At 53.5% G+C, this 11,266-nt stretch carries 12 protein-coding genes; 5 read left to right on the forward strand and 7 right to left on the reverse strand.

Features of this window, described 5'->3' with window-relative positions; genetic code table 11:
- The first annotated feature begins 127 nt into the window (after positions 1-127).
- Complete coding sequence (locus tag Q7J88_RS02670) at positions 128-442, forward strand: pyrimidine/purine nucleoside phosphorylase (protein WP_303720610.1); 315 nt, start codon at positions 128-130, stop codon at positions 440-442.
- Positions 443-576: 134 nt separating this feature from the next.
- The gene (locus Q7J88_RS02675; protein ID WP_303720611.1) at positions 577-726 is read left to right on the forward strand and encodes a hypothetical protein; all 150 of its coding nucleotides are present in this window, start codon (positions 577-579) and stop codon (positions 724-726) included.
- Positions 727-830: 104 nt separating this feature from the next.
- Here Q7J88_RS02675 and Q7J88_RS02680 read toward each other — a convergent pair whose 3' ends face one another.
- Complete coding sequence (locus Q7J88_RS02680) at positions 831-1,937, reverse strand: TlpA disulfide reductase family protein (protein ID WP_303720612.1); 1,107 nt, start codon at positions 1,935-1,937, stop codon at positions 831-833.
- Between the two features lie 350 nt (positions 1,938-2,287).
- Here Q7J88_RS02680 and Q7J88_RS02685 point away from each other — a divergent pair, with 350 nt between their 5' ends.
- Together Q7J88_RS02685 and Q7J88_RS02690 are read left to right on the forward strand one after the other, a co-directional pair.
- Positions 2,288-2,515 (forward strand): hypothetical protein, encoded by a 228-nt coding sequence (locus Q7J88_RS02685; protein ID WP_303720613.1) that lies wholly within the window; start codon positions 2,288-2,290, stop codon positions 2,513-2,515.
- Positions 2,516-2,661: 146 nt separating this feature from the next.
- Complete coding sequence (locus Q7J88_RS02690) at positions 2,662-3,171, forward strand: hypothetical protein (protein WP_303720614.1); 510 nt, start codon at positions 2,662-2,664, stop codon at positions 3,169-3,171.
- A gap of 42 nt (positions 3,172-3,213) precedes the next feature.
- Here Q7J88_RS02690 and Q7J88_RS02695 read toward each other — a convergent pair whose 3' ends face one another.
- The 6 genes from Q7J88_RS02695 to Q7J88_RS02720 form a co-directional block, all read right to left on the reverse strand.
- Positions 3,214-3,939, reverse strand: a complete 726-nt coding sequence (locus Q7J88_RS02695; protein WP_303720615.1) for an ABC transporter ATP-binding protein — start codon at positions 3,937-3,939, stop codon at positions 3,214-3,216.
- Entirely contained in the window at positions 3,939-4,739 is an 801-nt protein-coding gene (locus Q7J88_RS02700) for an ABC transporter ATP-binding protein (protein WP_303720616.1), read from the reverse strand. The genes Q7J88_RS02695 and Q7J88_RS02700 overlap by 1 nt, the downstream gene beginning before the upstream one ends.
- Positions 4,736-5,806, reverse strand: a complete 1,071-nt coding sequence (locus Q7J88_RS02705; RefSeq protein ID WP_303720617.1) for a branched-chain amino acid ABC transporter permease — start codon at positions 5,804-5,806, stop codon at positions 4,736-4,738. The genes Q7J88_RS02700 and Q7J88_RS02705 overlap by 4 nt, the downstream gene beginning before the upstream one ends.
- Positions 5,807-5,820: 14 nt before the next feature.
- Positions 5,821-6,732 (reverse strand): branched-chain amino acid ABC transporter permease, encoded by a 912-nt coding sequence (locus Q7J88_RS02710; protein WP_303720618.1) that lies wholly within the window; start codon positions 6,730-6,732, stop codon positions 5,821-5,823.
- 116 nt (positions 6,733-6,848) lie between these two features.
- On the reverse strand, positions 6,849-8,012 hold the full coding sequence (locus Q7J88_RS02715; protein ID WP_303720619.1) for an ABC transporter substrate-binding protein: 1,164 nt from the start codon (positions 8,010-8,012) through the stop codon (positions 6,849-6,851).
- 249 nt (positions 8,013-8,261) lie between these two features.
- Positions 8,262-8,843: a hypothetical protein gene (locus Q7J88_RS02720; protein WP_303720620.1), complete on the reverse strand. Its 582-nt coding sequence runs from the start codon at positions 8,841-8,843 to the stop codon at positions 8,262-8,264.
- Between the two features lie 184 nt (positions 8,844-9,027).
- Between Q7J88_RS02720 and Q7J88_RS02725 the strand changes: the two genes are divergently transcribed.
- Complete coding sequence (locus Q7J88_RS02725) at positions 9,028-11,169, forward strand: FAD-dependent oxidoreductase (protein ID WP_303720621.1); 2,142 nt, start codon at positions 9,028-9,030, stop codon at positions 11,167-11,169.
- Positions 11,170-11,266: the final 97 nt, after the last annotated feature.

The raw sequence follows: 11,266 nt of genomic DNA on the forward strand, positions 1-11,266 counted from the left end.
ATTTAAGAACAAACCGTATTCACCTGATTGTGGAATTATCTGGGTGAAGACAGGGTGCAAAAACTTCTTGCCTGTAAACGACAAAACACCGATAACTGCAAAAATTCATTTTCAGGAGGAAACTATTATGTCTGAATTTAGCAACGTGACCGTGGTCAAAGCCGCCAATATTTACTTTGATGGCAAGGTGACCAGTCGAACCATCAAATTTACGGACGGATCCAGAAGAACTCTTGGCATTATGTTGCCGGGCGAGTATGAATTCGGCACCGATGCTGCCGAGTTGATGGAGATTCTCAGTGGCGAACTGCAGGTGTTGTTGCCCGGCAATGACCAGTGGCAGGATGTCAAGGCAGGAGAATCGTTCGAAGTGCCGGCCAACTCAAAGTTTCAACTCAAAATCAGTGTATTGGCCGATTATTGCTGTTCATATCTCAAATAACCCGACTAATATTGGCGTGCAGAAAAGTATCTGGGCCAGACACCATTCGATGTCTGGCCTCTTTTTGTTAGCCGAACTGGTGATCTATTTTTGATTCGGTGTAGAATAAAGAAAACAGACAAAGGAGGTTTTTTATGATAGAGGCTCCTTGTGAACAATGTGGTCGTCTTTGGGCAGAAGATGAATTGCTTAAGCGCGAAGATAACGGGCAGATGGTCTGCCCGGAGTGCTCCGGGCTGCTGACCGATGAAGATTTAAGCTGCGAATATGACGAAACCGGTTGATCCTCTGCGTTCCCTGCGGCCTAGTATCCATACTGGCCGCAGGGAAAGGCTTTATTTTCTATGCCTAATCGATAAGGTTATCTAGGGAGAGCGGGAGCCTTTGCTTACGGCCCCAATAGCTTCTCCTTCTGCAATTCCTCCAGCAACACACGTCCCTGATCAAAATTATCGAAAATAATCGCCGAGGTCATGGTGGCGCTGGTGACGGCATCGATAGTTGGATCGAATTGCCAGTTTCCAGCTAGGTGTTTGCCGATCACCCGCTTTCGGAAGTTGTAGACCTCCAGCAGGTTCCATTCGACGTTTCCGTATTTGGTCAGGTGCAACGGCACAAAGTCGAGGATGAGACCGGTTCGGTCGAATAGATAGTAGAAATGCACGCTGTGGCAGATGTCGCAGATTGCGGAACGGTTGGCCACTTCGGCGAACAACGGTTGGCGCTTGCCGTTGCGCGTCACTGTGGCGGTGTAAACCCAGCGGCCGCTTTCCAGTTCCAGCCTGCGAAAATCGCTAAGCTGCTCCCCTTGGGCGGCGAAACTCTGCTCGATCATTTGGGCAATCTCCCCATCTGCCTGCGGTGGGTGCAATTTCTCTGCAACCAGTTCGGTTTTTTCCCGGGGAACGCTGAATTCACTGATCGGCATGCTGAGCATCTCTTTTAGGTAGCTGAAGAGATCGTCCATCTTGTAGTCTTCTCCCAGTTGGGTGCCGGCGATGATGCTGGTTCCGCCCGGCTTGTCACGCAGCACATAAAGGCTGAATGGCGTCGGCCCGGCGCGCAGGGCACGGTGCAGTTTAAAGCTGCGATCGGCCACCACCGGGAAGAGCACGTCATAGATATCGACGAAATCCTCAATCTGTTCGGGGCTGTTGGCAACGGCGACTCCGAGCATTTTGATCCGGCCGCGGGTTTCCGGATCGGCTTCGATCATTCGGTAAAGCTGGTTGTACGGTTTGGTCTGCTTTCGACAGTGGGGGCACAGGACATTGAGCATCTCGACCAGTACCACCTTGCCGGTTACCTGTTTTAGGGTAAAAGGTTGTTGGTCCGGCAAGCCGAGGTAGGCGCGCTGCTTTGCCGATTGTGGTGCGGGAAGTTGTATTTCCGGAAAGCTGTCACCCATATCGAGCGGCTCTGCAGGGCTCTGCCGACCTGGAAAAAGCAGGAGCAGCAGAATGCAGAAGATGACGCAGAAGGTTGTTCTATTCATGGCGATGGCTCCCCGGTCGGAAGTGTGTCGGGTTGGTTTTTAAGGTTATTTTACATATTTCCAGACTATCAGAGCTTTTCTGCTAGTCTAGAGCCTTTAAATAAAAAGCCACCGCTGCAAATGCAGTCGGTGGCCTTAATTTTCTGAATAAATGTTCCTTATCATCCCCTCCAAATGATGTCAACAGATTGGATTCATTAGCGAATTAACAAGGCAAGCGCAAACACTATCCTGCAAGCTCGCTTTTGACTTTTTTCCGTAGACTCTTGCTGGAAATGAAGCCGATGCTATAATGATTACCGAAACAGTTATAATTCTCTCTTTCACAACAGCTATGGAAAGGATTCATTATGATGGAAAGTTACAAGTGCATGACGTGTGGCGTGATTTCGGATGAGATGGATCACCTTTGTGAGCCTGAACAGATGCAATCGAGGAAGGAGTATTGCGGTTCCGGCCCGGAGCATATCAGCAAGATGTGCGACGAGATGGACCGTAATCTTCAGTTTCAATGCTTTACTTGCGGTCGGCCGAGCGACAAGCCCGACATGATTTGCAACCCGACCCCGATTCGTTGAGGGGCGTGCTACCAGGATATAGCCCTCTCTTTCCCGTCACAGCGTTGTGATTTCATCAAGTGGCAAAGACGCCTGCGTTGAGAGCTTTCTCTTCGTGGTTCTTTTTTGTTTGGCAACTTCGAAGCGTCCCTGACAAGGAGTCAGAAATGACTGTGGAAAATAGAGTCCCGGAAAAAAGTCGTGTCGCTATACATCAGGCAGGACATGCCGTAGCACAGGCTCTGGTTGGTCGCGGTCGCTTTGAGGTTGCCCATGTCTCCCTTGCCAGCGAACACGGCGGGACCTGGCGCGGAGTTCCGGCAGTGGGGGATGCATCCATTGACCGGGAGATGGTTTTGGGCCTGTACGAGTTCGGTTTGGTGACGCTCGCGGGGATTGCTGCCGAAGAACGCTATCAGGCAATGAGTGACCCGGAGGAGGAACCGCTGGTGGCGATCAGCGATTTAGCCGACTGGCACCAGCAGGCCTGGCAAGTTCTGCAAAGTGAAGCGCGTATCCAGCTGGTTGGCTTGAATGTGATGCAGAAATTACAGCAGTGGTTTGCTAATAAGCAGGTCTGGCAAGTTGTAGAGTCATTGGCGAGGGAGCTACTCGAAAAGGATTCGGTTCAGGGCGCGCGGCTGCAGTTTCTTCTGGCTCCGCTACAACAGGAATAAATGTTAGGCCCTCACAGAGTGCGAGGACTTTTCACATAAAGCCTACCCACCGAGGTAGGCTTTTTTCACTTCCGGATTGCCTAACAGCTCCGCACTGGTTCCCTCGGCAACAATGTTGCCAGTGTCCAAAACGTAGCCACGATGGGCCAAGTGCAGTGCCAGGTTGGCGTTCTGCTCGACCAGCAGGATGGTCATTCCTTCTTCGTTGAGCTGCTTCAGTTTGCGGAATAGTTCGTACTTGAGCACCGGGGCGAGGCCCATCGACGGCTCATCGAGCAGCAGGATTTTACAGCCGGTCATCAGTGCGCGACCGACGGCGAGCATCTGCTGCTCGCCACCACTGAGCGATTCGCTGCGCTGGTTGCGACGTTCTTTCAGGCGCGGGAACAGGTCGAAAACCCGTTTGTATTCCGATTCGAGATCGGCGCCTTTTTCGCGGGAGTAGGTCGCCAACTTCAGGTTTTCCATAACCGACAGGTTGCCGAAGATCCGTCGTCCTTCCGGCGAGAGAGCGAGATGGAGTTTTTTCACCACGTCGGAGGGGCGGGTCTTGAGAATCGATTTCCCCTGAAATTTGATGTCGCCGCCGACGATGCGCGGAGCTTCAGGAGGAGGCAGCCGGGCGATGGTGTAGAGGCTGGTGGTCTTGCCGGCGCCGTTGGCGCCGATCAGGGTGACTATCTCTCCTTCGTTGACATGAAAGCTGATTCCATGCAGCGCCTGAATATTACCGTACTTGACTTCGAGATTTTCGACTTGCAGAAGCATCAGATATTATCATCTCCCAGATAGGCAGTAATGACCGCCTGGTTGTTACGGATATCGTCCGGGTTGCCTTCGGCGATGGTTTCACCGAAGTCGATCACCTTGATCTGGTTGCATAGCTCCATCATCACGTCCATGTGATGTTCGATCATCCAGATGGTGACATCGAATTTTTCGTGAATCCAGCGCACCAGCCGGATCAGTTCCTTGACGTCAGCCGAGTTGAGTCCGGCGGCCGGTTCGTCGAGCAGCAGCAATTTCGGGTGGCTCGACAGGGCGCGGGCGATCTCAAGTTTGCGCTGGGTTCCGTAGGGGAGGTTCTTCGGGAATTCTTCGGTGTAACGCTGCAGGTCGAAAACTTCGAGCAGTTCGTTCGCTTCCTGTTCAATTTCCGTTTCCCTTTGCTTATAGCGTCTGTTGCGTATCACGCTGTGGAAAAAGCCGTAACCGAGTCGGTAGTGTTGGGCGACGCGGATGTTGTCGAGTACGGTCATGTCGTTCCAGAGGCGGATGTTCTGGAAGGTACGTGCCACGCCGAGTGAGGTGACTTTGTGGGGACGCAGTCCGGCGGTCGGTACGCCATCGATCAGAATCTTCCCCTCGGTCGGTTGGTAGAAGCCGCTGACCAGGTTGAAGACCGTGGTTTTACCGGCACCGTTGGGCCCGATCAGTCCGGAGAGCTCGCCCGGCATCAGCTTGACGTTGAAGTCGTTGACGGCGGTCAACCCGCCGAAGCGTTGGGTCAAACCGCTGATTTCAAGGACCGGTGTGGTATCTGTTTGTATTTGTGCTTGTGTCATCATTTGAACCTGTAGAACTTTTTCAGCCGGGGAAAGACATCGCTCAGCTCACGGTTGCCCATGATCCCTTCGGGGCGGAACTGCATCAGAATGACAAGGAGCAGCGGAATCAACACCCACTTGATAACACCCGCCGAAGGCTCCCAGTCGGGAAACATGAAGGTAAGCGGTGAGACCAGCCCATCAATGATCGCCTGCGAACGGAGTACTTCCAGCAGCCCAGTGAACAGGATCGCGGAAATGATGGCACCGGAAAGGGAGCCCATGCCACCGAGATAGACCATCACCATCGCCTCGGTCGATTTAAGGATGTTGAACGACTGCGGGTTGACGTAGCCGATGATGTGGGCGTAGAGCCCACCCGCGCAGCCTGCCAGCCCGGCGGCGACCATGAAGTTGACGATCTTGATCTTGTTGGTGTTGACGCTCATGATCTCGGCCGCGACCTCGTCCTGGCAGATGGCGTTGACCCCTTTGCCATAGGTGGAGGTGATGAAGCGCCGGATCACCCAGACTGTGAATGTGGTGAACAAAATCACCCAGAACAGCATCCAGGGACCGTCGAAGATATCGATCATTGCCCAGACGGTGTCCTTCATCCCCTGAAAACCGCGTGAGCCACCGATAAAATCCATATTTTCCAGCGCCGAGATAATCATGTAGTTGACGGCGATGGAGATGATCGCTAGGTAGTCGTCGCGTGTTTTGAACGAGGGAATAGAGACCAATAGAGATGAGAGTGCGGCCATTATTCCGCCGATCAGAAGGATGATCGGGAAAACGATCAGTACCGATCCTGCTGGGAACAGCGGAGCACCGAACTTGCTGCCGAAGCAGAACACCGAGAGAATCGATGAGATATAGGCGCCCACACACATGAAGGCGGCGTGGCCGCAGGTAAATTCACCCATGTTTCCGTTGACCAGGTTCAGGCTAGTCGACATGATAATGTTGATGCCGATGGTCATGACAACGATCTGGATATAGTTGTCGATCCAGCGGAAATGGGCTGATACCAGCAGCAGCACGGCAAAGACGACCAGCAATAGGTTGAGGGAGTATTTCTTCATCGTTTCTCTCCCCGCTATATCTTGGTAGACTGCGGCATGCCGAAAAGCCCGGTCGGTTTCATCCACAGAATCAACAGCAAAATGGTGAAGGCGAACAGGTCGCGGTAAGTCGAGGGAAAGACCGTGACTACACCGACCTCGATGAAGCCGAGCAGGAAACCACCGACGAACGCCCCTTTGATGTCGCCGATGCCGCCGACCACTGCTGCAATAAATGCTTTCCAGCCGATCAGCATCCCCATGAACGGCTCCAAAACCGGGTAGCTCATGGCGAACAGCAGCCCGGCCAACCCGGCAAAGGCGGAACCGAGGATAAAGGTGAATACGATGATGGTGTCGATCGGAATTCCCATCAGCGGGATGGCGAACTTATCGTAGGAGATGCCGCGCATCGCCATGCCGATCCGGGTCTTGGTGACCACCCACTGCAGGAATAGAAACACCACAATGGCGGTGACTATGACCAGAACCTTCAGGTTTGTCAGTGTGATGCCGCCCAGGTTCCAGATCTGTTTTTCCAGCAGTTCGGGAAACTTCAACCGGCTGGCGCCGAGCACCGCAAGGTTGGAGTACTCCAGGATCAGGCCGCACATCAGTGCGGTGATAACCACGTAAAGTCGATGTGCGCCTTTGTGTCGCAGCGGGCGGTAGGCGATCCGCTCCAGGGTCACACCGACTATCGAGGTCAGCGCCATGGTCAAGGGCACGGTGATGACGAAGGTCATAGCCGGCGAGAGCCCCAACGCCGGCTTGAGGAGAAAACCTGCGACAAAGAATGAAATGTAGGCGCCGACCATGAAGATGTCGCCATGAGCGAAGTTGATCAGGCGCAGCACCCCATAAACAAGGGTGTAACCAAGCGCAATTAGGGCGTAGAAACTCCCCCACTGCAAGGCGTTCAGGATATTCTGAATAATGAAATCCACAGAAGATCTTCCTTGGGTAAAGCATTGGGATTGTGCGGTCGCATTGAGCGTGCCGCGTTAAGCGCAGTCAGGCGGGAGCCCGGAGACTCCCGCCTGGTTTGTGTCATGCTGATGCGTTAGGGACAGACAGACTCTTCGAAGACGAATTTCCCTTCGTCGGAGATCTTGACGATGACCGCGCACTTGATCGGGTCGCCTTGCTCATCGAATTTGGACGAGCCGGTGATGCCGTCAAATGACTTGATGGCGGATAGGCCGTCGCGGATCGCTTGGCGCATCTCGCGCGGGTTGGAATCGACCTTGCCGGCGTTCTTGATCCCTTCGACCAGCAGACCGATGGAGTCCCAGGTCAGGGCGGCGTAATCAGCCGGCTCAGCTCCGTACTTTTCCATGTAGCGGTCGATGAAAACCTTGGTTGCACCGACTGCACCGGCAGCAGCGTAGTGAGTCGAGAAGTACTGGCCGTAGCACTGTTCGCCGCAGAGCTTGATCAGGTCGGGAGTGCCCCAGGCATCGGAACCCATGAAGGGGCCTTTGTAGCCGAGGTCGCGGGCCTGCTGGACGATTAGGGCGACTTGGTTGTAGTTGTCAGGGATAAAGATAAAGTCAGGCTTGGTGGCGATGATCGTGGTCAGTTGTGCCGAAAAATCCTGGTCCTTGGTGCCGTGCGATTCGAAGGCGACGACCGGGCCAAGGCCTTTCGCTTCCCAAGAGGATTTGAAGATTTCCGCCAGCCCTTTGGAGTAGTCGTTGGAGATATCGAAAAGCACCGCAGCGGTCTTGGCGCCGAACTTTTTCGCGGCGAAGTCAGCCACCACCGGACCCTGGAAGGGGTCGAGGAAGGCGGCCCGGAAAACCCAGGGACGATCTTTGGTGGTGTCGGGGTTGGTCGACCAGGGGCTGATCATCGGGACGCGATTGTCATTGCAGGTACCGCCGGCGGGGACGGCTTGCTTGGAGGAGTTGGGGCCGATGATGGCAACGACCTCTTCCTGCTCGATCAGTTTCAGGGCGGCGTTGACGGCAGATTCGGCTTTCGACTCGTTATCCATGTAGATGAATTCGAGCTTGTACTTCTTGCCGCCAACGTCCAGTCCGCCGGCACCGTTGATGTCGGCGAGGTACATTTCCGCAGCATTCTTGGAGCCTTCGCCGACTTCCGGAATGTCACCGGTGAGCGGGATGTTGAAGCCGATCTTGATGGTGTCAGCAGCCATGGCCGGAATGGCCAGCATCATGGCGACAGTGGTCATCAACAGGGTGGTCAGAAATCTTCGCATAAATTCCTCCTTGTCATGTGGTGATGAAAACTGCAGTTACAGAAAAATAAAAAAAAACCGCCCAGTCGGCTGCATTAGTGCTGTCGATTGGCGGCGTCGTTGCTCACCAGAGATTCCGGCGTTGGTCCCTCCTGTGTGAAAATCGAGCGAAACTTTAAGATATGACGTCGTATCATTTTTCAATTCGGGAAAAAAAGCAACAGCTTTTATGGAAAATCAGTTTGATACGAATAAATTCGTGCACTGGTTTTATGGCGGGTCAGGCCGGTAACGATAGATAATTTTCGCCTGCTGCAGCCGCCGATAGGTATTGATTCTCTGGCGATGCTCTGAAAGTTTAAAAAAAATAATCGAAAAAACTTCCCAGATTGAAACCCAGGCGCCGATGATCAAACCTTCGGTAAGAATCTCGGTGTTCTTTATGTCGCTTAACAGGTGATCAAGTGAGGTCGCCAGAATTAGCAGCAGGGTGCCGAGAAACAGGAATTTAGCAATTTTTGCATAATAGCTTCTGCTGCGGTTTTTTTCGCGGCGGACCTGATAGCGGAAAAAATTGTAAAATCCTTGGCGGGCACGTTCTTCTTTTTGTGGGTCGTAGGCTGCTTGCGGCAGGCTCATGCTGATGCACAAGGAGGACCGGTTCGGAATTTCATCACAGCAATCGCTCAGATATTCGAGCAAGTCTTCGTCGAGATCGCGATTGTGCTGAGGGGAAAAATCCCATTCACTGTAGAGTTCTCGGTAGAAATCGAGATCAATATCGATGAAGAACGTTCCTGTTTTCGGGTCGAAACGATAAACTTGCTTGGGGTCGAATTTTTCTTCGCGCATAAAGGTTCTCGCAGGACTTTGTTATTTGCCGATGATCATGTTTTTATGCCATTGTAATAGCTGACTCGGATGGTGGTAATAGCTTTTTCGGAATAGTCTCTTTATCTGCTCGACATCATTTGAGGTGTGTCTTTGCCGCATTTTGCCGCGAACTTTGCGGAAGCTTGTCAAGGAGAAGTTGGAAATGAGTAATCGCGCTGCGAAGCTCCTCTTGATTACCGTTATGGGCGTGTTGGTCATCGTTTTTTTTGCCTTCGATCTTGGACAGTACCTGACTCTCGATTACTTGAAAAGTCAGCAGCGTGAATTTAATCAATATTACCAGCAAAATAGCCTGTTAGCTCTCGGCATCTACTTTCTTATCTATGTGCTTGTGACGGCACTTTCGCTGCCGGGGGCTACGGTCATGACCTTGGCAGGCGGGGCACTGTTCGGCTTCTGGGCGGCGCTGATTGTTATCAGTTTCGCCAGCAGCATCGGCGCAACCCTGGCTTTTCTGGTTTCCCGCTTTCTGCTGCGCGATTGGGTGCAGGGCAAGTTCGGTGACAAACTGCAGGCGATTAATCAGGGGGTGGAAAAAGAGGGTGCTTTCTATCTCTTTTCGCTGCGGCTGGTGCCGCTCTTCCCCTTCTTCGTTATCAACTTGGTAATGGGGCTGACGCCGCTGAAAACCTCGCTGTTTTATTTTGTCAGTCAGGTGGGGATGTTTGCTGGTACCGTGGTTTATGTCAATGCCGGTACCCAGCTCGGCCAGCTTGAAAGCGCCGCTGGGATTCTCTCGCCGGGGCTCATCTTTTCGTTCGTGTTGCTCGGCATCTTCCCGCTGCTGGCGAAAAAATCGCTCGTCATTTTTCAGGCTCGCAAGGTCTACACTGGTCATCAAAAACCGCAGCAGTATGAGTACAACCTGGTAGTGATCGGCGCCGGGAGCGCCGGATTGGTCAGCAGCTACATCGCTGCTGCGGTCAAAGCGAAAGTGGCGCTGGTCGAAAAGCATAAAATGGGGGGCGACTGTCTGAACACCGGCTGTGTGCCGAGCAAGGCGTTGATTCGCAGTGCCAAGATGCTTTCCTACGCCAGACGAGCTCAGGAGTTCGGCTTCGAAAGAGCGGAAGTCAAGTTCGATTTTGCAACGGTGATGGAGCGGGTGCATCAGGTGGTACGGAAAGTCGAACCGCATGACTCTGTCGAGCGCTACACAAACTTGGGTGTCGAGGTGATCGAGGGCGAGGCGCTGATCACCTCGCCGTGGATGGTGGAAGTGGACGGGCGGGTGCTGACCACCCGCAGCATCATCGTCGCGACCGGCGCCCGGCCGTTTGTACCTCCGATCAAAGGGCTGGAGCAGGTCGACTACCTGACCTCAGACAATCTCTGGGAATTGCGTGAACTGCCTGAGAAGCTGGTGGTGCTTGGCGGTGGGCCAATCGGTTGTGAGTTGACGCAGGCATTTGCCCGCCTCGGCAGTGCGGTCACACAGGTCGAGATGCTGCCGCGGATAATGAGTCGTGAGGATCCGGAGGTCGGCGATTTTATCCAACAGAAATTCGCCAGCGAAGGAATCAAAGTAGCAACCAGTCATGCGGCCCAAGAGGTGCGACTGATTGATGGCCGGCAGGTTCTGGTCTGTGAGAATGACGGCAAAACAGTCGAAATTGAATTTACGCACCTGCTGATTGCCGTCGGACGCAAGGCGAATGCGACCGGTTTTGGGCTCGAAGAGCTGGGGGTGCGGCTCAGCGAGAAGGGGTCGGTGGCGGTCGATTCGCTAATGGCGACCAATTTCCCTAACATCTTCTGCGCCGGGGATGTCACCGGCCCCTATCAGTTCACCCACACTGCCAGCCACCAGGCCTGGTACGCTTCGGTCAACGCCCTGTTCGGAACCTTCAAGAGCTTCAAGGTCGATTATCGGGTGATCCCCTGGGCGACCTTTACCGATGCCGAAGTGGCCCGGGTGGGAATCAATGAAACCGAAGCAGAAGAGCAGAATCTCCCCTTTGAGGTGACCCGCTATGGTATTGACGATCTCGACCGGGCGATAGCCGATAGCGAGGACCGCGGTTGGGTCAAAGTGCTGACCAAACCAGGAACCGACAAAATCCTAGGCGTGACCATTGTCGGTCATCACGCCGGTGATCTGCTCGCCGAGTATGTGCTGGCGATGAAGTATAATCTGGGGCTGAATAAAATTCTCGGCACCATTCACACCTACCCTACGTTGGCTGAGATGAACAAGATGGCGGCCGGGGTCTGGAAAAAAGAGCACGCGCCGAAGAAACTGCTTGAGTGGGTGGAAAAGTTCCACACCTGGCGGCGCGGGTAAGGAAAAAAAAGCGGGGCCGGCTGTATAATAGGGGGCAAAGACTGTATGAATTCATTCGTTAGTTAGTGAAATTAGCAATTTAACACTTCGCCGGGAA

The organism is Malonomonas rubra, assembly GCF_003247215.1.
Taxonomy (GTDB): Bacteria; Desulfobacterota; Desulfuromonadia; order Desulfuromonadales; family Geopsychrobacteraceae; genus Malonomonas; species Malonomonas rubra_A.

What these genes read in the sequence shown, in the direction of transcription:
- Q7J88_RS02670 (WP_303720610.1), top strand. Translation starts at nt 128, where the DNA reads ATGTCTGAATTTAGCAACGTGACCGTGGTCAAAGCCGCCAATATTTAC.
- Q7J88_RS02675 (WP_303720611.1), top strand. Translation starts at nt 577, where the DNA reads ATGATAGAGGCTCCTTGTGAACAATGTGGTCGTCTTTGGGCAGAAGAT.
- Q7J88_RS02680 (WP_303720612.1), bottom strand. Translation starts at nt 1,937, where the DNA reads ATGAATAGAACAACCTTCTGCGTCATCTTCTGCATTCTGCTGCTCCTG.
- Q7J88_RS02685 (WP_303720613.1), top strand. Translation starts at nt 2,288, where the DNA reads ATGATGGAAAGTTACAAGTGCATGACGTGTGGCGTGATTTCGGATGAG.
- Q7J88_RS02690 (WP_303720614.1), top strand. Translation starts at nt 2,662, where the DNA reads ATGACTGTGGAAAATAGAGTCCCGGAAAAAAGTCGTGTCGCTATACAT.
- Q7J88_RS02695 (WP_303720615.1), bottom strand. Translation starts at nt 3,939, where the DNA reads ATGCTTCTGCAAGTCGAAAATCTCGAAGTCAAGTACGGTAATATTCAG.
- Q7J88_RS02700 (WP_303720616.1), bottom strand. Translation starts at nt 4,739, where the DNA reads ATGATGACACAAGCACAAATACAAACAGATACCACACCGGTCCTTGAA.
- Q7J88_RS02705 (WP_303720617.1), bottom strand. Translation starts at nt 5,806, where the DNA reads ATGAAGAAATACTCCCTCAACCTATTGCTGGTCGTCTTTGCCGTGCTG.
- Q7J88_RS02715 (WP_303720619.1), bottom strand. Translation starts at nt 8,012, where the DNA reads ATGCGAAGATTTCTGACCACCCTGTTGATGACCACTGTCGCCATGATG.
- Q7J88_RS02720 (WP_303720620.1), bottom strand. Translation starts at nt 8,843, where the DNA reads ATGCGCGAAGAAAAATTCGACCCCAAGCAAGTTTATCGTTTCGACCCG.
- Q7J88_RS02725 (WP_303720621.1), top strand. Translation starts at nt 9,028, where the DNA reads ATGAGTAATCGCGCTGCGAAGCTCCTCTTGATTACCGTTATGGGCGTG.